24 protein-coding genes are annotated in these 24,925 nt (G+C 56.2%); 20 read left to right on the forward strand and 4 right to left on the reverse strand.

The window, feature by feature from the left end:
- Window positions 1-50: 50 nt before the first annotated feature.
- The 6 genes from N3G78_07275 to mce all read left to right on the forward strand — a co-directional run bounded on the left by N3G78_07275 (window position 51) and on the right by mce (window position 6,557).
- Window positions 51-1,220, forward strand: coding sequence for an acyl-CoA dehydrogenase family protein (locus N3G78_07275; protein MCX8117712.1), 1,170 nt, complete (start codon window positions 51-53; stop codon window positions 1,218-1,220).
- Window positions 1,221-1,291: 71 nt separating this feature from the next.
- The gene (meaB, locus tag N3G78_07280) at window positions 1,292-2,239 is read left to right on the forward strand and encodes a methylmalonyl Co-A mutase-associated GTPase MeaB (protein ID MCX8117713.1); all 948 of its coding nucleotides are present in this window, start codon (window positions 1,292-1,294) and stop codon (window positions 2,237-2,239) included.
- A 98-nt stretch (window positions 2,240-2,337) separates the two neighbouring features.
- On the forward strand, window positions 2,338-3,912 hold the full coding sequence (locus N3G78_07285) for an acyl-CoA carboxylase subunit beta (protein ID MCX8117714.1): 1,575 nt from the start codon (window positions 2,338-2,340) through the stop codon (window positions 3,910-3,912).
- A gap of 58 nt (window positions 3,913-3,970) precedes the next feature.
- Window positions 3,971-5,626 (forward strand): methylmalonyl-CoA mutase family protein, encoded by a 1,656-nt coding sequence (locus N3G78_07290; protein MCX8117715.1) that lies wholly within the window; start codon window positions 3,971-3,973, stop codon window positions 5,624-5,626.
- Between the two features lie 69 nt (window positions 5,627-5,695).
- A complete protein-coding gene (locus N3G78_07295; GenBank protein MCX8117716.1) occupies window positions 5,696-6,094 on the forward strand; it encodes a cobalamin B12-binding domain-containing protein in 399 nt (132 codons plus the stop codon).
- A 52-nt stretch (window positions 6,095-6,146) separates the two neighbouring features.
- Window positions 6,147-6,557 (forward strand): methylmalonyl-CoA epimerase, encoded by a 411-nt coding sequence (mce, locus tag N3G78_07300; GenBank protein ID MCX8117717.1) that lies wholly within the window; start codon window positions 6,147-6,149, stop codon window positions 6,555-6,557.
- Here the strand turns inward: mce and N3G78_07305 are convergent.
- Genes N3G78_07305 through N3G78_07315 form a run of 3 tightly spaced genes read right to left on the reverse strand, consistent with a single transcriptional unit; the run spans window position 6,554 to window position 9,220 of the window.
- Window positions 6,554-7,885, reverse strand: a complete 1,332-nt coding sequence (locus N3G78_07305) for a helix-turn-helix domain-containing protein (GenBank protein ID MCX8117718.1) — start codon at window positions 7,883-7,885, stop codon at window positions 6,554-6,556. The genes mce and N3G78_07305 overlap by 4 nt on opposite strands.
- Window positions 7,860-8,534 carry a corrinoid protein gene (locus N3G78_07310; protein MCX8117719.1) on the reverse strand — a complete coding sequence of 225 codons (675 nt, stop codon included), beginning with the start codon at window positions 8,532-8,534 and terminating at the stop codon, window positions 7,860-7,862. The genes N3G78_07305 and N3G78_07310 overlap by 26 nt, the downstream gene beginning before the upstream one ends.
- A gap of 56 nt (window positions 8,535-8,590) precedes the next feature.
- On the reverse strand, window positions 8,591-9,220 hold the full coding sequence (locus N3G78_07315) for a DUF1638 domain-containing protein (GenBank protein MCX8117720.1): 630 nt from the start codon (window positions 9,218-9,220) through the stop codon (window positions 8,591-8,593).
- A gap of 233 nt (window positions 9,221-9,453) precedes the next feature.
- Between N3G78_07315 and N3G78_07320 the strand changes: the two genes are divergently transcribed.
- The 14 genes from N3G78_07320 (at window position 9,454) to N3G78_07385 (ending at window position 24,565) form a co-directional block, all read left to right on the forward strand.
- Window positions 9,454-10,581, forward strand: coding sequence for a uroporphyrinogen decarboxylase family protein (locus N3G78_07320; GenBank protein MCX8117721.1), 1,128 nt, complete (start codon window positions 9,454-9,456; stop codon window positions 10,579-10,581).
- Window positions 10,582-10,662: 81 nt separating this feature from the next.
- Window positions 10,663-11,739, forward strand: coding sequence for a TRAP transporter substrate-binding protein DctP (gene dctP, locus N3G78_07325; protein ID MCX8117722.1), 1,077 nt, complete (start codon window positions 10,663-10,665; stop codon window positions 11,737-11,739).
- 83 nt (window positions 11,740-11,822) lie between these two features.
- A complete protein-coding gene (locus N3G78_07330; GenBank protein MCX8117723.1) occupies window positions 11,823-12,329 on the forward strand; it encodes a TRAP transporter small permease subunit in 507 nt (168 codons plus the stop codon).
- 26 nt (window positions 12,330-12,355) lie between these two features.
- Complete coding sequence (locus N3G78_07335) at window positions 12,356-13,651, forward strand: TRAP transporter large permease subunit (GenBank protein ID MCX8117724.1); 1,296 nt, start codon at window positions 12,356-12,358, stop codon at window positions 13,649-13,651.
- A gap of 28 nt (window positions 13,652-13,679) precedes the next feature.
- Window positions 13,680-14,882: a hypothetical protein gene (locus N3G78_07340; protein MCX8117725.1), complete on the forward strand. Its 1,203-nt coding sequence runs from the start codon at window positions 13,680-13,682 to the stop codon at window positions 14,880-14,882.
- Between the two features lie 15 nt (window positions 14,883-14,897).
- The gene (locus N3G78_07345; protein MCX8117726.1) at window positions 14,898-15,533 is read left to right on the forward strand and encodes a corrinoid protein; all 636 of its coding nucleotides are present in this window, start codon (window positions 14,898-14,900) and stop codon (window positions 15,531-15,533) included.
- 9 nt (window positions 15,534-15,542) lie between these two features.
- Window positions 15,543-16,196, forward strand: a complete 654-nt coding sequence (locus N3G78_07350) for a corrinoid protein (protein ID MCX8117727.1) — start codon at window positions 15,543-15,545, stop codon at window positions 16,194-16,196.
- Window positions 16,197-16,207: 11 nt separating this feature from the next.
- Window positions 16,208-17,218, forward strand: a complete 1,011-nt coding sequence (locus N3G78_07355; GenBank protein MCX8117728.1) for an MtaA/CmuA family methyltransferase — start codon at window positions 16,208-16,210, stop codon at window positions 17,216-17,218.
- A 23-nt stretch (window positions 17,219-17,241) separates the two neighbouring features.
- Window positions 17,242-18,045 (forward strand): dihydropteroate synthase, encoded by an 804-nt coding sequence (locus tag N3G78_07360; protein MCX8117729.1) that lies wholly within the window; start codon window positions 17,242-17,244, stop codon window positions 18,043-18,045.
- Between the two features lie 258 nt (window positions 18,046-18,303).
- Window positions 18,304-19,419, forward strand: coding sequence for a TRAP transporter substrate-binding protein (locus N3G78_07365; protein MCX8117730.1), 1,116 nt, complete (start codon window positions 18,304-18,306; stop codon window positions 19,417-19,419).
- Between the two features lie 124 nt (window positions 19,420-19,543).
- Window positions 19,544-20,035, forward strand: coding sequence for a TRAP transporter small permease (locus tag N3G78_07370; protein MCX8117731.1), 492 nt, complete (start codon window positions 19,544-19,546; stop codon window positions 20,033-20,035).
- A complete protein-coding gene (locus N3G78_07375; GenBank protein ID MCX8117732.1) occupies window positions 20,032-21,336 on the forward strand; it encodes a TRAP transporter large permease in 1,305 nt (434 codons plus the stop codon). Before N3G78_07370 ends, N3G78_07375 begins: the two co-directional genes overlap by 4 nt.
- Window positions 21,337-21,377: 41 nt before the next feature.
- Complete coding sequence (locus tag N3G78_07380; GenBank protein ID MCX8117733.1) at window positions 21,378-22,439, forward strand: hypothetical protein; 1,062 nt, start codon at window positions 21,378-21,380, stop codon at window positions 22,437-22,439.
- 200 nt (window positions 22,440-22,639) lie between these two features.
- A complete protein-coding gene (locus N3G78_07385; GenBank protein ID MCX8117734.1) occupies window positions 22,640-24,565 on the forward strand; it encodes an ASKHA domain-containing protein in 1,926 nt (641 codons plus the stop codon).
- A 126-nt stretch (window positions 24,566-24,691) separates the two neighbouring features.
- Here N3G78_07385 and N3G78_07390 read toward each other — a convergent pair whose 3' ends face one another.
- A complete protein-coding gene (locus tag N3G78_07390; GenBank protein MCX8117735.1) occupies window positions 24,692-24,907 on the reverse strand; it encodes a Rho termination factor N-terminal domain-containing protein in 216 nt (71 codons plus the stop codon).
- Window positions 24,908-24,925: the final 18 nt, after the last annotated feature.

Genomic DNA, 24,925 nt, shown 5'->3' on the forward strand with positions numbered 1-24,925 from the left:
CCCCTCACCCCCCTCCCCGTGGGGGGGGTGAGGGGATTCGGGAGGCACCTATGGCACTCGACTTTGACCTGACCGAAGAGCAACAGATGCTTCGAAAAATGGTCCGCAATTTTGCGGAAAAAGAGATCGCTCCGGTGGCTCAGGAGCTCGATGAGAAAGAAGAGTTCTCCTACCACCTGACCAAGCGGATGGGGGAACTCGGCCTGTTCGGTCCCTTCGTTTCGGAGGAGTATGGGGGAAGCAATGTGGGGTACATCTCCTATATCATCGCGGTCGAAGAGATCGCCCGGATCGACGGGTCTCAGGCCGCCACCCTCGCCGCGGGGAATTCTCTCGGCATCGCTCCCATCTATTACTATGGGAACGAAGAACAGAAACAGAGGTGGCTTCCGGACCTCTGCGCGGGCAAGGCCCTTGCCTCCTTCGGCTTGACCGAGCCCAATGCCGGTTCCGATGCCGGGGCCTCCAAGACCACCGCCGTCCTCCAAGGAGACTACTGGGTGCTCAACGGATCGAAGATCTTCATCACCAATTCGACGACCGAGATCAGCAAGGTCTGTACGGTGCAAGCGGTCACCGGAAAACGCCCCGATGGCCGGCCCGAGATCTCCTGCATCCTCGTGCCGAACGGAACGCCGGGATTCACCACCAAGACCATGCACGGAAAGATGGTCTGGCGGGCCTCCAACACCGGCGAACTCTACTTCACCGATTGTAAGGTCCCCAAAGAGAACCTGTTGGGAAAACGGGGGGACGGATTTCACCAGATGCTGGCCACCCTGGACGGAGGAAGGCTCAGCATTGCGGCCATGGGACTGGGTGGGGCCCAGGGCGCCTTCGAGCTGGCCCTCAAATATGCCTCCGAGCGGGAGCAATTCGGCCGGCCCATCGGCACCTTTCAGGTCAACGCCTTCAAGCTCGCGGACATGGCCACGGAGATCGAGCTGGGAAGATTGCTCCTCTACAAGGCCTGCTGGCTCTGCGAACAGCATCGACCCTTCGGAAAGGAAGCGGCCATGGCCAAATTATATTGTTCCGAAATGTATCACCGCGTGGCCTATCAGGCCGTCCAGCTCCACGGAGGGTACGGGTTGATGAAGGAATATGGGGTGGAGCGTCACTACCGGAACCAGAAACTTCTCGATATCGGAGAGGGGACATCGGAAGTCCAGCGAATCGTCATCGCCAGACACATCGGCGTTCCGGGAAGGGCCCTCTAAAGGATGGCAGGAGAGGGCCTTCGCTTTCCTCTATTGCGATGAGGTCCGTTTTCTGCTAAGGTGATACCGCAATGAGTCTGGTCCAACGGATCCTCCAGGGAGATATTCGGGCGGCCTCCCGATTGATGCGGGACATCGATGATCGAATCCCCTCGGCGACGGACGCCCTGAAAGAGCTTTATCCGAGGACCGGGAGGGCCTATGTCATCGGGATCACGGGGCCACCGGGCTCCGGGAAATCGACCATCGTCGATAAGATGGTCGACATCTTCCGGAAGGAGGGAAAGACGGTCGGCATCGTGGCGGTCGACCCCACCAGCCCCTTTACCGGAGGGGCGATCCTCGGCGACCGGATCCGGATGCAGCGCCATGCGACGGATGAAGGCGTCTTCATTCGCTCCTTGGCCACCCGGGGTTCTCTCGGCGGTCTCTCCCGATCCACCCAGGACATCGTTAACGTCATGGATGCCATGGGAAAGGACATCATCCTCGTCGAGACCGTGGGCGTGGGGCAGGACGAAGTCGACATCGTCAACACGGCCCATACCTCGATCGTCGTCCTCATCCCAGGCCTGGGAGACGATATCCAGGCGATCAAGGCGGGGATCATCGAGATCGGAGATCTCTTCGTGATCAACAAGTGTGAACGCGAAGGGGCGGACAAGATGGAGCGGGACCTCCGGATGGTGCTCGAGATGGGGCGGAAGCGAGAGGACGGGTGGGACCCTCCCATCTTCAAAACCGAGGCGATCCTCGGGAAGGGGATCTTCGAACTGGTCTATGGCATTTACCGCCACAGGCAGGCTCTGGAACAGGGCCAGGGCCTCGAAAAGAAGCAAAAGGAAAGGGCCAAGACCCTCTTCTTGGAGGTTCTCGAGTCAGAGGTGATGACCCGGTTTATGGAGAAGATCCAATCCGATCCCCGATGGGAAAACCTCCTCGAAGCATTGGCCCATCGACGCCTCGATCCCTATTCCCTGGCCGAGACGATGATCGCCGAAGAACTCCGGAGTCCTTAACCCGTCTTCCCTGAGGATTGATCCTTTGGGCGTTGCATCTGAATTTTGGGGTTTGAGTTTTCCGTTTTGAATTTGAATGGGACAGGGGGGATCCACGCATGCGATCCATCGAAGCCATCCGAAAAGAGTTGGAGAGGAGAAGGGCCGAAGCCCTCTTGGGAGGGGGACAGGAGAAGATCGATAAGCAGCACAAAGAGGGGAAGCTGACTGCTCGGGAGCGACTGGACCTCCTCCTCGATCCAGGGACCTTCGTCGAACTGGACAAGTTCGTCACTCACCGGTGCACCGATTTCGGGATGGAGAAGAAGAAATTCTGGGGCGATGGCGTGGTCACCGGTTACGGGAAGATCCACGGTCGTCTCGTCTTTGTCTTTTCTCAAGACTTCACCGTCTTCGGCGGTGCCCTCGGGATGGCCTTCGCCGAAAAGATCTGCAAGATCATGGATCTTGCCATGAAGACCGGCGCCCCCATCATCGGGCTTAACGACTCGGGGGGGGCGAGAATCCAGGAGGGGGTAGAAAGTTTGGCCGGTTATGCCTACATCTTCCTTCGAAACGTCCTGGCCTCCGGCGTGGTGCCCCAGATCTCCGCGATCATGGGCCCTTGCGCCGGAGGAGCGGTCTATTCTCCTGCCATCACGGACTTCATCTTGATGACCAAGAAGACCAGTTACCTCCACATCACCGGCCCGGACGTGATCCGGGCTGCCCTCGGAAAGACCGAGACGCCCGATGGCAAACCGATCACCTCCGAGCTCCTCGGAGGGGCACAGGTTCATATGGAGAAAAGCGGCGTGGCCCACTTCGCCGGGGAGAACGACGAGGACACGATCCGGCTGATCAAGGAGCTCCTCAGCTTCCTGCCCCAGAACAACCGGGAAAAACCTCCGGTCATCGAATGTACCGATGATCCCAACCGGATGGAGGAGTCGCTCAAGACCGTCGTCCCTGAAGACTCTAAGAAGGCCTACGACATGAAGAAGATCATCTTGGGGACGGTGGATCACGGATATTTCCTCGAGGTCCAGAAAGATTGGGCCAAGAACATCGTCGTCGGTTTCGCCCGTTACAACGGGATGCCGGTGGGGATCGTGGCCAATCAGCCCAACTGGCTGGCCGGGTCCCTCGACCCCGACTCCTCGGTCAAGGCCGCCCGGTTCGTCCGGTTCTGCGACTGCTTCAACATCCCCTTGGTCACCTTCGTGGATGTCCCGGGATTTCTGCCGGGGATCGATATGGAGGCAAGGGGGATCATCCGCCACGGAGCCAAACTGCTCTACGCCTATTGCGAGGCGACGGTCCCCAAGGTCACGATCATCACCCGAAAAGGCTACGGGGGGGCCTACGACGTCATGTCCTCCAAACACATCCGGGGGGATATCAACTATTGCTATCCCACCGCGGAGATCGCCGTCATGGGCGCCGAGGGAGCGGTCAACATCATCTTCCGGAACGAGATCAAAGAATCCAGCAACCCCGAAGAGACCCGCAAGAGACTGGTCGAGGAATACCAGATGAAATTTGCCAGTCCTTACAAAGCGGCCGAATTGGGATATGTCGATGAGATCATCGAACCGGAGGAGACCCGTCCCAAGATCATCCAGGCCCTCGACATCCTAAAAACCAAGGTCGATACGAACCCTTGGCGGAAGCACGGTAACATCCCCCTTTAACAGGAAATCCGACCTCCGGAGGCCGAGATCGGACGTCCGGAGGGTGGAGGTGTGAATCATGTCCAAAAACATACGCGAAGAGATGGAGCGTTGGGAGAAGACGACCCTCCAGAAAGCGGTGTCCAAAGCCCCGGAGCGTCAACCCTCCTTCCAGACCACCTCCCATATCGAACTTAAACGGCTTTACACCCCCCTCGATCTCGGAGAGCTCGATTACTGCAGAGACCTGGGCTTCCCGGGTGAATATCCCTTCACCCGGGGCGTCCAGCCCACGATGTATCGGGGTCGCCTCTGGACGATGAGGCAGTATGCCGGGTTCGCCACGGCGGAGGAGACCAACAAACGATATAAATATCTCCTCGAACAGGGACAGACCGGTTTGAGCGTCGCCTTCGACCTCCCCACCCAGATCGGCTATGACTCCGACCATCCCCTTGCGGAGGGAGAGGTGGGCAAGGTCGGGGTGGCCATCGACACCCTAAAAGACATGGAGATCCTCTTCGACGGCATTCCCCTCGATCAAGTCTCCACCTCCATGACCATCAATGCGACCGCTGCCATCCTGCTTGCCATGTATATTGCCGTGGCGGAAAAACAGGGGGTCCCAAGCCATGTTCTTCAGGGAACGATTCAGAACGACATCTTAAAGGAGTATTCGGCCAGGGGGACCTACATCTACCCACCCCTCGAATCGATGCGGATCGTGACCGACATCTTCGCCTTCTGTAAGGAGCACGTCCCGCGATGGAACACCATCAGCATCAGCGGCTACCACATGCGGGAGGCCGGCTGCACGGCGGTCCAGGAGGTGGCCTTTACGCTTGCCGACGGCATCGCTTATGTGGAGGCCGCCATACGGGCTGGCCTGGATGTGGACTCCTTTGCCTCCAGGCTCGCCTTCTTTTTCTGTTGCCATAACAATTTCATCGAAGAGGTGGCCAAATTTCGGGCCGCTCGAAGGCTCTGGGCCAGGATCATGAAGGAACGGTTCAAGGCCAAGAGGGATGAATCGTGTATGCTTCGATTCCATACGCAGACCGCCGGATGCACCCTCACCGCCCAGCAACCCGAGAACAATGTCGTCCGGGTGGCCTTCCAGGCCCTTGCCGCGGTCTTGGGAGGGACCCAATCCCTTCACACGAATTCCAAAGACGAAGCCTATGCCCTTCCCACGGAGGAGGCCGTGAGGATCGCCCTGAGGACCCAACAGATCATCGCCTACGAAAGCGGCGTGGCAGAGATGATCGATCCCCTCGGGGGGTCCTATGCGGTGGAATCCCTCACCCACGAGATCGAAAGAAAGGCCCAGGAATACATCGACAAGATCGACGCCATGGGAGGGGCCATCAAGGCGATCGAATCGGGCTTCATCCAGGAGGAGATCGCCGAGAGCGCTTATCAGTATCAGAAAGAAATCGAAACCAAAAAACGGATCATCGTGGGGCTGAACCAATTCCAGATCGAAGAAGAGCCTCTCAGGGACATCCTGAAAATCGACCCCGAGATCGAACGGTACCAGAAAGAGAAACTGGCCAGGGTCAAAGGGGAGCGAGATCAGGCCAGGGTGAGGGAAACCTTGGGCGCCTTGAAAAAGGCGGCTCAAGGGACTGAAAACATCGTCCCCCGGATCCTTGAGGCCGTGAAAGCCTACGCCACGCTGGGAGAGATCTCGGACGTCCTGAGGGAGGTGTTCGGGGAGTACCGGGAACGGTAATCCCTCAAGGCCCCGATATCCTGTTCCGCGTCATCATCAAAAAGCTCTCGATCAGGCCGGAGGTGACAGATGCCCCGAAAAATTAGAGTCCTCATCGCAAAACCCGGATTGGATGGCCACGACAGGGGGGCCAAGGTCATCGCCCGGGCCCTCCGGGATGCGGGCATGGAAGTGATCTATACCGGGATACGTCAGACTCCGGAACAGATCGCCAATGCCGCCATCCAGGAAGGGGTCGACATCGTCGGTCTCTCGAGCCTCTCGGGGGCCCACATGAGCCTCTTCCCGAAGGTGGTTCAACTCCTCAAAGAGAAGGGGGCGGAAGATATTCACGTCTTCGGAGGAGGGATCATCCCCGTGGATGACATCCCTCGTCTCAAGGAGGTCGGGATTCGTGAAATCTTCTTGCCGGGGACCTCGACCGAGGAGATCATTCACTACATCCGGGAGAATGTAAAAACCACCTGAATATTCAAATCCCTCGTGCCACTTTCTAAGGTCGGAGGGAAAGGAGCGAGACATGCTGAAAAAAATCGACCACATCGCCATCGCCGTCCACAACCTCGAAGAGGCCGCCAGGTTCTATCAAGAGGTGATGGGCCTCACCCTTTCGGGAGTGGAGGTGGTCACCGCTCAGAAGACCCGAGTGGGTTTTTTTAAGATCGGAGAGTCCAACATCGAACTGGTCCAACCCACCGAACCCGATTCCCCCCTGGTAAAGTTCTTAGAGACGAAAGGCCAGGGGATTCACCATATCTGCTTCGAAGTGGATGATGTAGAATCGGAAGTGAAGGCGTTCCTCGAAAGGGGGGCGACCATGGTGGATCAAAAACCCCGGCCTGGAGCCCACGACTCCAAGGTGGCCTTCGTCCATCCCAAGTCGACGGGCGGGGTACTGATCGAACTCTGCGAGCATCCCAAAGGGCATTAAGACCCAGCAGAAGGGGACGATTTGGGGAAAAAGGGTCCCTGTTGGAGGCCGAGCCGAAAGGCCCGGGGCGTACAGCCCACGATCTTCTTGAAGACCTTGGTGAAATAACTCTGGTCTGAAAACCCCACCTCCTGGGCGATCCGGGCGATTGGCAGCTCCTCATTGAAGAGAAGGCTCTTGGCCTTCTCGATCCTCACCTTCGAGAGGTAATCGATGAGGGTCATCCCCAGCTCCTCCTTGACGATGTGGCTTAAGCGGGAGGCGCTGAGAAAGACCTCTTTGGCGACCCGTTCCACGGTGAGGGGCTCGTTACAGTGGGTCTCGATAAATTGCATCGCCTTTTTCAACCGCTGGTAATTTCTCGCATTTCGCGTCTGGTAGATCCGGTCGGTGATCTTGTCGAGGACTTTGACGATCCACAGACAGAGCTCCTCCTGGTTCCGAATCCTCGAAAGCTCCGTGACAAACCCATACCGTAAACCGAGCATCTCCTCCGTCTTTGCACCTGCTTCCACGGCGGCCCGAGAGAGGATGATGAGGAGTTCGAGGGTGGAAACCTTGAGGAGCTCGAAATTTTCGAGGTACTGGATCAGGACGATGGCCAGGAGCTGATAGAGGATCTCCTTGGCTCCAGCCTTATCGCCCAACCGGATTCTGGTGACAATTTCCCTTTCCCGTTCATAGAACCGTCTGCTCAGGAAACCCGGGGTGAGTTCCCGATCGAAATCCTTCAGATCCTGGATCTGATCGGCAATCTTCCCTTGAAGATTCTGGGCTTCCCTCACCTTGAGCAGATCGCCAAGGTCGGGATCGGAAAGCTGATCGGCCATTCCGAAAAGCAGTTGAGAGACCCCCTTCACCTCTTCGTCCTTCAGGACCGGAAGGCCCCTAAGGGAAGATCGGAGGCGTCGAAGGTTGAGGGAGGGTCCCCCATGGATGGCCTGCAACTCCTCAGGTTCCAGTTCGGAGGGAGGGATGAGCAAAAAGGGAGAGGCCACGAGCGAGCCGACGACTCGCCCCCGGTGGAGAATGGGGCAAACCATTTGCATGACCACATAGCAGCATTTTGAGAGGATCGGCTCCCCCCACCGGAGGGCTTCGCGAAGGGCCTCCCGTTGAACCTTCCGACAGATCCTCCTCTGAGTCTGACCGGGTCGAATCGACGCGCAGAAATTCGAAGGGCTTTGGAAATACCTCGACCTCCAGTAGAGATGTCCGTCCCGGCCATAAAGGCGCAGGGGGATCCGTGTGGTCTGAACGAATCTTTTGAGCTGACGGTCGGTTTCGCCGGAGATCCGTAGCTTAGGGCTCGGTGGGAGGGATCTCATGATCGTCGATATTCAGGAGCTGCCTCACCATCGCCGGGGCGGAGGTGGCCTCCCGACAGTACCCATCCGCTCCGATGTTCTTGGCAAAGATCGGGGTGACCGGAGCTCCTCCTACCAGGGTCTTCACCTGTTTGATTAAGCCAGAGGCATGGAGGCGTTCGATGGTGAACTTCATCCAGCTCATGGTGGAGGTCAGCAGGGAGGACATGGCCAAGATCTTAGCCTCATGCCTTTCGATCGCCCGGATAAACCGCTCGGGAGGAACATCCACGCCGAGATCGATCACCTCAAAGCCATTCCCCTCGAGGAGGATGACCACCAGGTTCTTCCCGATATCGTGAAGATCGAATTTCACCGTTCCGATGACGACCTTGGCCATCTTGTGGTTCTTTCGCTCCTGAAGCAAGGGCCGAATCACATTTAACCCGAATTGGAGGGCCCTGGAGGACATCAGGAGTTCCGGAATGAAGAAATCCCCCCTCCGGAACCGCTCGCTGGCCTCGAGCATGCCGGGGATGAGCCCTTGATTCAGAATTCGGAAGAGATCCACTTGATCACGGACCAGCCCCTCAGTGAGTTCCCGGACCGCCTTGCCATCCCTGGAGACCACGGCCTGTTGAAGGGCCGCCAACCGCTTTTCAACGGCCATAGGAGGAGGGAAGGCACCTCTTTCGATATCTGGGGGGTCGCGACGGAGACGAGGAATCATAGGTCAAAAAACATCTCTTGTTCGACGGTCTGATGAGGACGGATCAGAAGGAAATCCCGGTCCCATGGCCCCTGGACCAACTTCCGAAAGAGATCGGGAGAGCCCTTGAGCTCTTCGAAAGAAATCCCCAAAAATTCAGCGTTCTGCCTGGCCACCGCCCGATAAGGGTCTGGGGGATAGACTCCCGTATCGATGAAGACGATCCGGGTATAATGTTTCATCTCCTCGTTCAGGACCCACCGGGCCGTCTCCTTCCCGTAAGCCTTCTCATAGGACTCATATTTTGAAATAGGGGTCTGACCCTTCTCGATCCAGCCCGGGGTGAGATAATAGGTCCCCGGATGCTCCTTCGACTGGCGCTGGTAAGATTCTACCGACCCGAGAAAGAGGGAGATACAATCGTGCACCTTGGGGATGATGAGCGGGTGGAAGGTCGATGACACCCCTACGATCCCGTTGCTACAGAGCCCGTACCCCAGGACGATCCCCTCATAGGGCTGAGAGGAAACCTTCTCGATCTCCCGTTGAATGGCCTGCCCCATCTGCTCAGGGGTCCGGTGCAACCCGTAGTCCAAAAAGACAAACTCCGTTTTCCCGTCCTGGAACCGCCTGAACTCCCTTTCCATAACGGAACAGGCCAACACAAACAATCTTGGCCCTCCCATGGTGGAACCCACGCTCCCTTCATGTTTCGAATCTCTTTTGGATCGCTCCACCCCCCATTGTAAACGGAACCCCCCAGGAAGTCAATCGCTCCCCGCCCCCCTGGACATAGCAGGATTTTACCAAAATTGAGCAAGATTATACAAGAGACGGGAACGCCCTTCATGGGATAAAAATAGGGGGAGGATAGGATCTCATGGAAGAGATGAAACCTCGTGATCGGATATTGACGGCCCTTAAAAGGGGGATGCCGGACCGGGTCCCGTGGATCGAAAATGACATCGAAGAAAATCTTCAAGAGAAAATCATGGGGACCACCCAATTTACGCCCGGCGAGCTCTGCGAACGACTGGGCATGGACGGTTTCGGCTATCACTTCCCGATGGGCGGACAGGCCACCGCTGGACAGGCCCTTCAATCGGCCAAGGGGTTCAAAGAGAACTATTATTACCCTCCGAAAGTCACCTTTGATTTTGTCCCCCCTTGGATTGCCGAGATGGGCGTGATCCCCGAAACCGGTCGCACTTATATCAAAAAAGGGCTCCTGACGTCTCCGGACTCCCTCCAACTGTTCGATGAATATCTCCCAGACCCAGATCACCCGGCACGATATGAGGCGGTTGCAAAATGGCTCGCCCAGTATAAAGGGGACTATGCCGTGTTCGCGAGAATTCGTCTGGGGTCTGCCTCGATGCTCGAAAGCATGGGCATCCTCGAATTCGCCTACAATGTGTATGACCGCCCGGATCTGGTCAAGGAGGTCCACCGGAGATTCTCCGAGTGGTCCGCGAGGGTCGTCGAACACCTGAATCAGCTCGACTTCGACTTCTTCTGGGCCAACGACGACCTCGCCGATACGAAAGGGCCTTGGATGAGTCGGGAGATGTTCCAGGAATTCTTCCTCCCCTACCAGCGCATCGTGGCCAGCGCCATCAAGAAACCTTGGATTTTTCACAGCGACGGAAACATCCTTCCCCTTTTGGAAGACCTCCTGACCTTGGGGATGAGCGGGATTCATCCCATTCAGCCTGCGGCCATGGACATCGGTCAGATCAAGGCCCGATATGGCCATCGGGTCTGTATCGCCGGAAATATCGATCTGGATTACACCTTGACCCTCGGAACCCCTGAAGAAGTGGAACGGGAAGTTCGGGATAGGATCCTCATCGCAGGGAAAGGGGGAGGATACATCATCACCAGCGCCAATAGTCTGACCGACTATTGCAAGGTCGAAAATGTCTGGGCCATGGCGAGGGCCATCAAAAAATACGGCAAGTATCCCCTGCCCGAAGAAGGCGTTCCTGGGAAGATGGGAACGTCCTGATCCATTCCCATCTTGAAGCGAGGAGGACGAGAAACCCTACCCCTGAACCCAAACCATCCAGACGGAGAAAGGAGGCCAAAGATGGAAAAATCGAGGAGGAAGTTTTTAAAGGCGTTGGGCGTCACTGCATTAGGCGCCGGGGCAATCCTTCCCAAACCGAAGAGGAGCCATGCTCAGACCAAAACCTTCAGGTGGCGGTTAACGACCGCTTGGCCAACCGGGATCCCTCTCTTTACCGATATGGCGAAGGTCTTGCCGGACGTGGTCAAAAAATTGAGCGGAGGCCGGATGACGATCGATATCTTCCCTGCCGGGGCCATCGCTCCCGCCTTGGAAGGCGTTGATGCTGTGAGAAGAGGGGTATGCCAGATGGCCCATACCTGGCCAGGATACGATATCGGCATTCACCCCGCCACCTGCTTGCTCGGAGGGTATGCAGGAAGCCCCAACTCGGAAGTGATGATCCACTGGATGTATAGCGCTGAGGGTTACAAGCTCTGGCAAGATTTCCGACTGGAAAAATTCGATGTCATCTCTTTCCCGGGAGGGTTACGGCCCACCGAGGTCTTTGCCCATTCCCACAAACCCATCCGAACTCTGGCCGACCTCAAGGGCATCAAATTCCGGACGGTGGGGGCCTGGGCAGACATCCTGCCCAAATTAGGGGCATCGGTCATCACCCTCCCGGGCGGCGAGGTGTTGCCGGCCTTGGAGAGAAAGGTCATCGATGCCACCGAATGGGCTTGCGCGGGCGAAAATCTGCCGATGGGGTTCCACGAAGTGGCTAAGTATGTCATCATCCCTGGGATCCACCAACCCAGCGCTCCCTTTGAATTTGTCATCAATAAAAAAGCGTGGGAAGAGCTTCCCGAGGACCTCAAAGCCATTATCGAGGAGGCGGCCAAAATTACCACCCTGATGTCCTGGACGAAGATCGGGATCCTGGATATGGGGGCGATGGAGGTGTTCAAAAAGAGAGGAAATATCATCATCGAATTGGCCCCTGAAGTTCAGGCGGCCGCTTATAAGTTGGGGCGGGAATGGGCGGATGCTCATGCCGCCAAAGATCCCTGGTTCAAGCGAATTTTGGATTCTCAGAGGAAGTTCGAAGAGGGATGGAAAAGCATTGAGAAAATAAGATTTTTAAAATACGATTGAGTCGTCTCGGGGCCAGGGAGTCCCACCCCTTCTACCCTGGCCTGAGCCTCCCTCGTTGTCAAAGAAAGGAGAGCGATCTTATCATGCTCGCTTCCGTCACGAAGACCATCGATTCAATCAGCCAGTGGTCTGGAAAGGCCGTGGCGTGGCTGATTCTGCCCAATGTGCTCGCCTTGGTCTACGAGGTCATCGCGAGATACATCCTCCAACGTCCGACGATATGGTCTTACGAGGTCACTTACTTCCTCTATGGCACCCATTTCCTCATCGGAGCGGCCTTCGTCCTCCTTCTCAAAGGCCATATCCGAATCGACGTCCTCTATATGCATCTCTCCCCAAGGGGAAGGGCTTTGATCGATGTGCTGGGTTACCTCATCCTCTTCTTTCCCGTGGTCCTGGCCCTCATCTACGCGGGGACGGAGTTTACGATCCAATCTTTCCAGATGGGAGAAAAATCGGGGGCCAGCCCTTGGCGGCCCCATCTCTACCCTTTTAAGGCCGTGTTGGTCTTAAGCTTCTTTCTTCTCCTGCTTCAGGGCGTCTCTGAATTTTTACGGAGTTTGAATCTCCTCCTGAAAGGAAGAGAGTAATGGGTTCAGAATATCTTCCCCTTCTGATGTTCCCTTGCATGCTGATCTCCATCTTCGCCGGCTTTCCGGTGGCCTTTGCGTTGATGGGCATTGCCTTCCTGTTTGGCCTCGTCGGATTTGAGGGAGGGATCTTTCCGATGTTGATCCGGCGGGTTTACAGCCAGGCAGAAAACTATGTCCTCGCGGCGGTTCCCCTATTCGTATTTATGGGCACCCTGCTCGAGCGATCCGGGATCGCCCATAAACTCTTCAATGCCATCAGCATCTGGACGGGCCGTCTTAGGGGTGGCCTGGCGATGGCCACGGTGCTCATGTGCACCATCATCGCCGCCTGTACTGGGATCATCGGGGCCTCCGAGGTAATGGTCGGCGTCATGGCGATCCCCGCCATGTTGAAACGGAATTACCGACACAGTCTCATCTGCGGAACGATCTGTGCCGGCGGATCGCTGGGGACCCTGATCCCTCCCAGCGTCGTCACCGTCGTCTATGGCCCGGCCGCCGGGTTGTCGGTGGGAAGACTCCTCATCGCCAGCATCTTCCCGGGACTCCTCCTGTCCTTGATCTACCTCGTTTATATCGGGATCCGATCCTATCTCTCCCCCTCGATCGCCCCTCCCGTTCCCGTGGAGGAGTTGAGGATCCCGATCAAAGAAAAAATCTCCATGACCGCAACGGCCCTTCTCCCACCCCTTCTCCTCATCTTTGCCGTGATGGGAAGCATCGTCTTTGGTCTAGCAGCCCCGACAGAGGCCGCAGCCTTGGGCGCCTTCGGGGCGCTGGTCTTAACGGCGATATATGGCCAACTGACCCTGCAGTCGTTAAAAGAGACGGTCTTTCAAACCTTGAGAATTACCAGCATGATGATGTTGATCCTCACAGGCGGATATATGTTCAGCGGCGTCTTTTTAGGATTGGGAGGAGGGGATGTAACGGAAAAGATCTTGATGGGCCTTCCTTTCGGTCGGGGAGGGATTTTAGTCCTCTTTCTCGCGATTGCTTTTCTGTCGGGGTTCTTTCTGGATTGGGCCAGTATTCTGCTTGTCTTCATCCCCATCTTTTCTCCGATCATCGTAAAATTGGGGTTCGATCCCATCTGGTTCGGAATCCTCTTCATCATGATGATTCAGACCTCCTATCTGACTCCGCCCCTGGCGCCCGCGATCTTCTATCTAAAGTCGATCGTGCCGCCTGAAGTGACAATGCGAGAGATGTTTTATGGGGTGATCCCCTATGTCCTCCTTCAGCTCACGGGTATCTTCCTGGTCGCTCTCATTCCCCAAATTGCCTTATGGCTCCCTTCGAAGATCATAGGTTGGTAAAGGCCAAACCCTAAAGGGGGATCGTATGATGACTCATAAAGAACGGATGCTGAAGGCTGCCCGAGGGGAGTGGGCCGATCACCTCCCCTGGGTTCCCCGGATCGACCTCTGGCACAATTCAAACGCCATGCATGGCACGTTACCCAAACCATTTAAACCGGACGCCACGCTGGACGAGATCGCAGATTACATCGGCGGGGGGTACCACAAAATCGTCCCAGAGTTTCTTAAGGTCCGCTCACCCGAAGACAACATTGACCGCGGGATAGGGGTGTATCGTCTCTGGGGGATGGCCTACCGGCCAGAACTGGTAGGCGTGGAACGGGAGGTCAAAAAAGAAGGGGATGCCACCCGCGTCACTTACCACACTCCTCTGGGGTCCGTCTCTTGCACCTATATTTATACGGAGGAGATGAAACGGGCGGGTGCCTCCATCACCTGGATTACCGAACACGTCATCAAAGAACCGAAGGACTATAAGGTGGTCGGTTACATATTCAAGAATATAAAGATCCATCCCGATTATGAAAATTACCTGGAATTTCAGAGGAAGGTGGGGGACAAAGGATTTGCGGCAGCCTTTGCGAACCTATCGGCCAGCCCGATGCATCACATCATGAAAGAATTCCTCGATGCAACGAAATTTTATCTCGAGATGTACGATCATCCCAAAGAGATGCAGGGCCTCTGCGAGGATATGGAACCGTATTTCGACCAAATCTTCCGAGTCCTCGCTGACTCCCCGGCAGAGGTCATCTTCTCGGGGGCCAATTTTGATGAAATGATCACTTACCCCCCCTTCTTCCGGGATCACATCATGCCCCATCTTCAAAAATTAGCAGACCTGCTCCACCCTAAAGGAAAACTGCTCCTCTGCCATTGCGACGGCGAAAACAAAGGGCTCCTCGATCTCATCCCCGAGAGCGGCATGGATATTGCGGAAGCCATCTGCCCGCAACCCATGACCAAAGTCACCATCCGAGAAGTGAAACAGGCCTTCAGGGGAAAGGTGACCATTTTTGGGGGGGTCCCCTCCGTGGCCTTGATGGAAGAGAGCATGTCGGATGAAGAGTTTGAGCATTTTATGAAAAACTTATTCAACGAAATCAAACCGGGAGATCGGTTCATCCTGGGAGTCAGCGATACCACCCCACCCGGGGCCAAATTTGAGCGGCTTTTGCGGATCACAGAGATGGTCCAGGACTGGGGAAGGCTACCGATGATCGATTGAAGAAGGAGGAGAACAATGCTGGATCAGGAGAAATTTTATACTGGACTTTCCCAGGGCAAGGTGGATGAGGTGAAGCGATTGGTTCAGGAGGCGTTGGAGGGGGGCGTCCCGGTGGATAAAGTCTTAAAGGAGGGCCTTCTTGCGGCCATGGACCGCATTGGCGCCCGATTCAAGAGCGGAGAAATTTACATTCCCGAGGTCCTGATCGCGGCCCGGGCCATGCATGCAGGGATGGCCGTTCTCAAACCGATCCTCTCCCAATCCTCAACCAAACAGGCGCAGAAGGTGCTCATCGGGACCGTAAAGGGCGACCTCCATGATATCGGAAAGAATCTCGTGGTGATGATGCTGGAGGGAGGGGGCTTTGAGGTGGTCGACCTGGGGATCGATGTCCCTGCCAACAAATTCATCGATGCGATCAAAGCCCATCAGCCCCAGGTGGTCGGGATGTCAGCCCTGCTGACGACCACGATGATCGAGATGAAAAACACGATTCAGGCCATCGAATGGGCTGGCCTGAGGAATCAGGTGAAGGTCATCGTCGGAGGAGCCCCGGTGACCCAGAAGTTTGCCGACGATATCGGAGCCGATGGATATGGCCCTGATGCGGCCTCGGCCGTCGATCTGGTCCGAAGGCTCCTGGCAGAGTAGGGGGAGGCGGTGACTCCTGATTCCCTTAAGGAATTCTACGAGGCTTTGAAGAATACCGATCTTCGAGTCATGGAGGGCCTCGTCAAAAAACATCTCGATCAGGGAGCCTCTCCGCTGGTCCTTCTCAACGACGGCCTGATCGGCGCGATGGCCCTCATCGGCCAAGAATTTAAAGCCTCTCAAATTTGGGTCCCGGAGGTCCTATTGGCCGCGAGAAACATGCACAGGGGAATTGAACTCCTCAAACCGGAATTGATGAAGCAAAAGGCCGAGCCCAAGGGAAAATTCCTCATCGGGACCGTCAAAGGGGATATTCACGATATCGGGAAGAACCTCGTCTCCATGATGATGACCGGTGCGGGTTACGAGGTCATCGATTTGGGCATCGATGTCCCCCCAGAGCGATTCGTCCAGGCGATCGATCAACACCATCCAGACCTCGTCGGTCTTTCTGCCCTCTTGACCACCACCATGCTCGAGATGAAGGAGGTCATTCGGGTCGTCCGGCAGACCTTCCCGGCCCCACCCAAGATCATCATCGGAGGGGCACCGGTCACCCAAGGGTTCGCCGACGAGATCCAGGCGGATGGCTACGGCGAGGATGCCGTCCGGGCCGTGGAACTGGCAGACCGACTCCTACAACCTAAAGGTCGAAACTCATGAAAGGTTCCCTTGTGACACCGAAACGAAGGTTTCTCTCAGGTCTGTTTGGGGGGAGAAAAGGAGACCGCATCTCTGTCGGAAACCCCACTTCCATCGTCTCCTTGGAATTGATGGAGAAGGTGGGGGTCTATTTTCCGGAAGCTCATCTGAATGCCGAGCAGATGGCCGTCCTGGCCGCGGGGGGATATGAGATCCTGGGGTTCGACTCCATCATGCCGGAATTCAGCGTTCAACAGGAGGCCGAGGCCCTTGGCTGTGTGGTCGACTGGGGAAGCCCCACGATGATGCCCGATGCTAAAACCCATCCCGCCCAGGAAATTGAGGACCTTGTCATCCCCGAAAACCTTCTTGAAAAACCCTCCATGAGGGTGGTCTTGGAAGCCCTTGAACTTTTACGAAAGAGATACGGAGACCGGGTTGCCCTTATCGGAAAGGTGATGGGTCCCTGGACGATCTCCTACCATCTGGCCGGGGTGCAGAATTTTCTCATATGGACGATCACGGAGCCAGATAAAGTGAAGGGATTTCTCGAACGCTTGAAAGAGGTGACGATCACCTTTGCCAACGCCCAGTTGAAGGCAGGAGCGGATGTGGTGGTCGTGGCCGATCATGCGACAGGCGACCTGGTCAGCCCAAAGACCTACAAGGACTTTTTGCTTCCGGTCCATCAGGAGATCAATCAAAGAATCGGGGGCCCAACGATTCTCCACCTCTGCGGAAATTGTTCCGATCGCCTCCGCCTCTTTGTGGAGGCGGGGTTTGATGCCTACCATTTTGAATGGCAGGTGGACTCGAAAAAAGCGGTCGAGGTGGTCAACCACGAGATGTCCCTTATCGGAAATATCGCGAACAAGAACGCCCTCTTCGGAGGGACGCCGGAGGACGTTTACCGACAGGCCCGCTATAGCATCGAGGCCGGCGTGGACATCCTTGCCCCGGAATGCGCGGTTCCCCTGCAGACCCCTGTCGAAAATCTGAAAGCCATCGTCGCCGCAGCGAAGGAAGGCTATCCAACCGCTTAATAAAGCAAGGGAGACAATTGACCATGCTCATCGTCGGAGAATCGATCAACGGAACCATCCCTAAGGTCGGAGAGGCCATCCTGAACCGGGACGAAACCTTTCTCAAACAATTGGCCAGGACCCAATACGAATGCGGGGCCCACTTTCTGGACGTCAATGCGGGCGTGGCAAGCGGCCATGAGGTGAGGGATTTGCCCTGGCTGGTGGACCTCGTTCAGCAAGAGGTCCCCATCCCCCTGATGATCGATAGCGCCAACCCTGAAGCCCTCGCCTCTGCCTTACAGGTCTATCGGCATTCGGAACCCCCGATCTTGAATTCCATTTCAGGGGAACAGGCGAAATGGGATCGCCTTTTCCCCCTCGTCATCGAAAGGCGTTGCAAGGTCGTCGTCCTCCTGATGGACGATCAAGGAATTCCAAAATCCCTTGAAGAAAAATTGACCATCGCTCAAAGGTTGTATAAAAAATTGGTCGACGCCGGACTCCCTCCCGATCACGTCTTCTTCGACATCCTGGTCTTATCGATTGCGGTCGAACCCGAGGCGGCCCTCGTTGCCCTCAAGACCATGCAGACCATCCGTTCGCATTTTCCAAACGCCCACCTCATCTGCGGGGTGAGCAATGTAAGCATGGGGCTTCCTGCAAGAAGACTGATCAACCGGACCTTCCTGACCATGGCCCTCGCCTCCGGCTTGGATACCCTCCTGATCGATGTCCGGGATCAGGCCCTCATGTCCTCCCTCTATGCGGCCAAAGCCCTCCTCAACGAGGATCCTTACTGCCTTGAATATTTAAAGGCTTATCGAGAGCAAAAACTCCTTCCCTGACCCCTTTCCCTGTCTGAAAAAAAGTCGATATCCCTTGACAAGACCAGAGGGCTTTAGTAATATTACGCCAAATTGGACAACGCTGTTCTATTAATAGAACCACTGGATCCCCGGCCCTTAGAAAGGGTCCCGAAGTATTAGGGATATCGAAACGGGAAAGTCGGCCAGTCTCATAAATCTTAGGATCAAAGGAGGGATGAAACGGATCAGCATCGGGAGGAGATCAATTTTGAGCCAAAGAGAAAGGAGGTCTTCACCATGAGGCACAAAAAAGGTTTAGCGGGAGTCGTAAGCGTTATTCTCTTTGTGGGGCTAATGGTTTCGGTTTCCTTATTCGAAAAGGCCCACGCTCAAGAGGTGAGGCTGAGGGTCGCTACCTATTTCCCACCTCCCTCCATGCAGTCCAAACTTTTAGAGGAATTTTGTCGCGAACTCGAAAGCCGCACCGGGGGCCGGGTGAAGGTGGATTTCTTTGCCGGAGGCTCGCTCTTTCCACCCGTGGCCACCTTTGACAATGTCGTCTCTGGAGTGGCCGATATTGGATACTCCCATGTCTATTACACGCCGGGTCGAATGCCGGTCACCGAGGCCGTGGGGCTTCCTCTGGCCTACCCCAGTGCCTGGGTGAGCGGCCAGGTGATGAACGATTTCTACAATCAGTTCAAACCCAAGGAGTTCGATCCTGTGAAGGTCCTCTGGATGAACACCTCGCCTCCGAGTGCCATTGCCACCTCCAAAAAGGCGATCCGGAGGCTTGAAGACCTGAAGGGGTTGACCATCCGGGCCCCGGGAGTGGCCGGAGAGGTGATCAAAGCCCTGGGCGGGACGCCGGCGCCCACGCCCATGCCCGAGGTTTACGATGCGATCTCCAAGGGCGTGCTCGATGGGGAGGCCTCCAATTTTGAAACCCTCCGGACCTTCCGTTTTGCCGAAGTGGTGAAGTTCTCCACCTCGGTCTGGCAGATCACCAATCCCTTCCCCTTCTACTTGATCATGAATAAGGAGAGCTACCGGAAATTGCCAGCGGATATCAAACCCATCTTCGACGCCCTGGTGGGAGAGTACAAGGAGCAATACCTCTTGATGTGGAATGCCGTGGATTTTGCGGGAAAAGATTACGGGGTGGAAAAGAAGGTGGAATTCATCGAACTCTCCCGGGAGGAAGTCACCCGATGGAAGGCGGCTGTCGAGCCGGTCATCGATGCCTACATCAAACGCATGACCGCCCGGGGACACACCGAAGCAGAGGTGAAGGGTTGGATCAAATTCCTGCGAGATCGAATCGACTTCTGGACGAAAAAACAGATTGATTTCCGGATTGCATCCCCCGCTGGGCCCCCTGAGATTAAACCCGAGGCCCTTTTGAGAAGGTAGAGTCGGCGATTCTCCACCAGAATGGAATGAGGGGGTTCTTTGAAAAGAAGGACCCCCATCCCCCTTTTGGGCAAGGGCAAGACAAAAACGGGGCCCTTGCCCAAAATCTTAAAAGGAGACGACCGTGCCATCCAAGTTCGATGCCTTGACCCGTCAAGTGAGCGCCCTCTTTGAATGGATCGGAGTGGTTGCCATGCTGGTGATGATGGTGATCACCTGCGTCGATGTCATAGGAGCGAAGGTCTTCCTCTGGCGCCTCCTCGGTGCCATCGATATCGTCCAGCTGGCCCAGATCGTGGCCATCTCCTTTGCCACCAGCATGACCCTCATCATCGGCCGCCACATCCAGGTCGAATTTTTTGTCAACCGTCTCCCGAAACGGGCCCAAGGGGTCATCAATGGAGGGATCTCCCTTCTCTCTTTGGCCTTTTTCCTTTTGATCATCTGGAGGCTCTCTCTGGCCGGATACACTTTCAAGGTCTCCGGCGAACACAGCGCCACGGCCTACATCCCCTACTATCCCTTTGCCTTCGGCATTGCCCTCGCCTGTATCCCCGTCTGTTTCGTATTGACCCAGGAGTTTCTCAAATCTCTTCGCAAGGTGGTCCAGAAATGAGTCCCACAACGGTAGGCATCTTCGGCATCATCATTCTCATCCTGCTATTTCTCCTCCGGATGCCCGTGGCCTTTGCGATGGGCCTGGTGGGTTTTGCCGGCTTCGCCTATCTGTCTTCCCCTTCGGCCGCCTTCGGACTCCTCGGTCGAGACATCTTCGATTATTTCTCCTCTTATCCCTTGAGCGTCATCCCCATGTTCATCCTCATGGGGACCTTCGCCTTTGCCTCGGGGATCAGCCGAAGGCTCTACCAGACCACCTATGCCTGGGCCGGACAGTACCGGGGCGGGCTGACGATCGCCACCATCTTCGCCTGCGCCGGATTCGGCGCCATTTGCGGATCGAGCACGGCCACGGCGGCCACGATGGGCCAGATCGCGCTGCCGGAGATGAAGAAATATAAATATGATGACACCCTCGCCACAGGGGCCGTGGCCGCCGCAGGGACCCTCGGCATCTTGATCCCCCCGAGCACCGTCTTCATCATCTACGGAATCCTGACCGAACAATCGATCGGAAAACTCTTTATCGCGGGCGTCCTTCCGGGGATCATCCTGACTCTCCTCTTCGCCGCCACCGTCGTGATCCTGTGTGCGATCAATCCTTCCATTGGACCCGCAGGCCCCCCGACCACGTTCGGGGAAAAGTTAAAATCGATCACAGGGATCATCGAAGCCCTCATCCTCTTCCTTCTTGCCATTGGGGGGCTTTTCCTCGGCTGGTTCAGCCCCACTCAGGCAGGGGCCATCGGTGCGGGAGGGGCTTTATTGATCGGGCTGATACGAGGACAGTTGACCTGGCGGTCCTTCGCCGAGGCCTGTAAGGAAGGTTTACGGACTTCTTGCATGGTCATCTTCATCATCACGGGGGCGGTCATCTTCGGCCGTTTCATGGCGGTTTCGAGGATCCCTTTCCTTTTGGCCGATTGGCTTGGGAGCCTGCCGCTGTCTCCCATCGTGATTATCAGCATTATCATCTTCATCTATTTTATTGGCGGTTTCTTCATGGATTCGATGGCCCTCATCGTTCTCACCATCCCCATCTTCTATCCCCTCGTCAGGAAACTGGGCTTCGATCCCATCTGGTTTGGGGTGATCATCGTGCTCGTGGGTGAGATGGGCGTCATCACCCCGCCCGTCGGGGTCAACGTTTTTGTCATTAAAGGAATAGCCACCGATGTCCCCCTGGAGAATATTTTCAAAGGGATCTTTCCCTTCCTCGGGGCATTGATCGTGATGACCATCATCATGATGATCTTTCCCCAGCTCGCCACCTATCTTCCGAGCTTTATCACCTATTGAGAAAGGCTCGGAGGCGATGAAACATTTAAAGGACGAGATCCATGAACTCCAGAGAAAGGGTTTTGACGACCATCCAGCATAAGGAACCGGATCGGGTCCCCCTCTTTTTCAACTCCATCGAGGCCTCTTTCGTCCGGGCCATCGGAGGAGGCGATATGGTGAAAACCTGGCTCGAGCTGGGAGTGGACATCTTCGTCATCGCCCGACGTTCATGGTGTGAGGGGAAACCGACCGGATTGGGCTATGCCCCTGACCCCCCTCCTCCGGAAGACTCCTTGGGTGGGGCCATCTATGCAGGCTGGAACGGAGTGGATGAGTTCGGAAGGAGGTGGGAGCACGGGAGATACCTCGGTGGGGCCGTGGCCACAAGAGAGGACCTCCTCAGATACTCTCCCGAACTCAAACTGGAACAACGTTACAATCGGTCCCAGTTCGAGGCCTGGAAGAGGGAGTATTCGGACCATGCCTTCGCCCTCTTCTCCCACAGCGGTCCGCTGGGGTTGACGATCGAGGCCTTCGGCCTCATCGAATTCTGTTACGCCCTCTTCGACAAGAGGGCTTTAATCCAGGAGAGCGTCGAACGGAAGACCGAATGGTTCATTAAAACCTCTAATTATGCGGTCGAGATGGGGGTGGACCTCGTCATCATGGGAGATGACCTCGGGTTCAAAGAGCATGGCTATGTCTCCCCTGCCGATTTCAAAGAGCTGGCCTTCCCCTATTATCGACAAATCGTCGATGCCATTGCGGTTCCGGTCTTCTGGCACTCGGAGGGGTATATCCGGGATTATATCCCGATGGCCATCGAGGCAGGCATTAAAGGAATCCACGGGATCGAACCGGCCGCCGGGATGGACATGGGAGAGCTCAAGAGGGAGTTCGGAAAGGATCTGGTCCTCCTTGGAAATGCCGATGGGAATCAGATCCTCTGCCAGTCTGATCTCTCCTTGGTCAGAAGGGAAGTAGACCGCTGCCTCAGAGAGGGAATGGAGGGCGGGGGGTATATCTTTTCCATCGCTGGTTCGGCCCACGAAGGGATCCACCTCGAGGCCTTGGTCGAGATGTGCCGATACCTCAAAGAAGCGGGAGTGTATCGGAAATAGAGGCCGATTTCTCGACCCCCAACAGACATCTTCTTTAATCCGAACCTCTTCCTCTCCCTCGTCCCAGAAAAGATCCCCTCCTGATTCCCTTCCTTTTTCGGATGGGCCCCGAGTTTCCAAGGAAAAAACCAGCGGTGTCGTTTGACATCTCCCTTCTTAATCTTCTATATACCTTCCATCGCCTCCTTGGGAGCACCCCTATGAAAAAGGTCCAGGTTTGTTTTCAACCGGTAGGGATACGTGGATGGGTCCTACCGGGGAAAACGGTTTTAGAGGCCTCTCGGGAATTGGGAGTGGGCATTGAATCCCCTTGCGGGGGTGAGGGAATCTGTGGAAGATGCAAAGTTCAAATTCTAAAGGGCGTCGCCTCTCCGCTGACGGAGGAGGAAACAGGCCGCCTGACCGATTCGGAAAGATTGGCTGGTTTTCGTCTGGCCTGCGAGGCCAGAGTTGTCGAAGACGTGACGCTCTTGACCCCACAAGAAAGTTTGACCCAAGCGATGGTCGCCCGGAAGGATATTTCTTCGGGGACTGTGGAGGTCAATCCGGCCCTCCTCCCCTACCCGGTCGAGATGCCTCCCCCGACTCTCCAGGACCTCGTGGGAGATCTCGATCGACTCCAAAAGGCCCTCACCGAACGCTACGGGCTCCCTCCCCTTGAGGTCGACCCCTTGGCGCTAAGGAAAGGTCCCGGGGTAATGCGGGAAGGGGATTGGAAGGTCACTGCCCTGGTGTGGATGGACCGAGAACTTCTGGATGTGAAACCAGGGTCCTTTTCCGACTGCTACGGATTGGCCATCGACATCGGAACGACGACTGTCGTCGGTTATCTATGCCACCTCGGGACGGGAGAGGTCGTGGCGACGAAATCGATCATGAACCCTCAGGTTCAATATGGTGAAGATGTGATCTCCAGGATCCATTACGCCACCACTCATGCCGAGGGAACGAACCAACTCCACCGGGTACTGATCGAGGGGTTGAACCAGCTCATCGAAGCCTCGACCGAGGAGGCCCGTCTCTCTACGGAAGAGATCTTCGAGGTGACGGTCGTAGGCAATACCTTGATGCACCACCTCTTTCTCGGACTCGATCCCCGGTATCTCGGCGTCTCCCCCTTTGCCCCGGCTTTAAATCGTTCTCTGGACCTCAAGGCGAGGGAATTGGGGCTGCGGGTCCATCCCTCCGCCAACGTCCACCTCCTTCCCGTCAAGGCGGGTTTTGTCGGAGCGGATAACATCGCGGTACTGATTGCGGAAAGGCCCTTTGAAAGGGAGGAGCTGACGCTGATCATCGATGTGGGAACCAACGGGGAGCTCGTCTTGGGCAACCGAGAGCGTCTCCTATCCACCTCCTGTGCCACCGGTCCGGCCCTGGAAGGGGCGCATATCAAATTCGGCATGCGGGCCGCCCTGGGGGCCATCGAACGCGTCAGGATCGAGCCCGGGTCCCTGGAGGTCGACTACAAAGTGATCGGCGAGGAGACCTGGAAAACAGAAAGGACGAGGGCAAAGGGGCTGTGTGGGTCTGGGATCGTTGACGCCGTCGCCGAGTTATTCCGTTGCGGGGTGATCGAGGAGAGCGGTCAGTTCAAGAGGACCCTTTCCTCATCGCGTCTGAAATTCACCGCCGAAGGCCCTGAATTCGTCATCGCATGGAAGGAGGAAACCTCCCATGGGAGAGAGGTGACCATTACCCAGCAAGATGTCCGCAACGTCCAGCTGGCCAAAGCGGCCCTCTATGCCGGAGCCAAGGTGATGATGAAGAAACTTGGAGTAGAGGCACCCGAGCGCGTCGTCCTCGCAGGGGCCTTCGGAAGCTACATCGATCCTGAAAAGGCCATGATCCTTGGAATGATCCCGGATTGCGATTTAAAAAGAGTCTTCAGCGTCGGCAACGCCGCCGGAGAGGGAGCCCGGATTGCCCTCTTGAACCGGGAGAGGAGGAGGGAAGCGGGAGAGATCGCCCGAAGGGTGGAATATCTCGAACTGACCCTCGAGCCCGATTTTCAGAAGGAGTTCATCGAGGCCATGCCCCTCCCCCATTTGAGAGACCCCTTTCCTCATGTGAGAGGACTGATCTCCCGAGGGATCCCCGACCTTTCACAGGTTGACTTATTCAAATGAGAGGGTCGAATACCGAACCTTTGCGGAGAGGACCGATCCACCCACCCGAACCCAAGGCGTGGGCTGCCCACCAGATCCTCCTCAACCCGGTTGGTATTGTGCCTGGTGTTTCACCTTACCCGAAGGTTATCCCCGCCGGTCCGTCCTGTCTTTCCGATTATGGCCAAGGCAATCTTCTCGGAAACAGCACTGCAGTTGATCGCAATAGTCGGTGGCCGTTCCGAAACAGTCGAAATTCCCCTCGGCCCTCTGGATCCTTCGGATCAGCTCCCCCTTTTTCAATCCAAAGGTATTCTTCAGCCCAAGGGTTTTCGCCTTCGCCCTGATCTCCTGAATTTTCATGGATCACCTCTCTCATCT

It is taken from the genome of Thermodesulfobacteriota bacterium (genome assembly GCA_026415035.1).
In the GTDB taxonomy this organism is placed as follows: domain Bacteria; phylum Desulfobacterota; class BSN033; order BSN033; family UBA1163; genus RBG-16-49-23.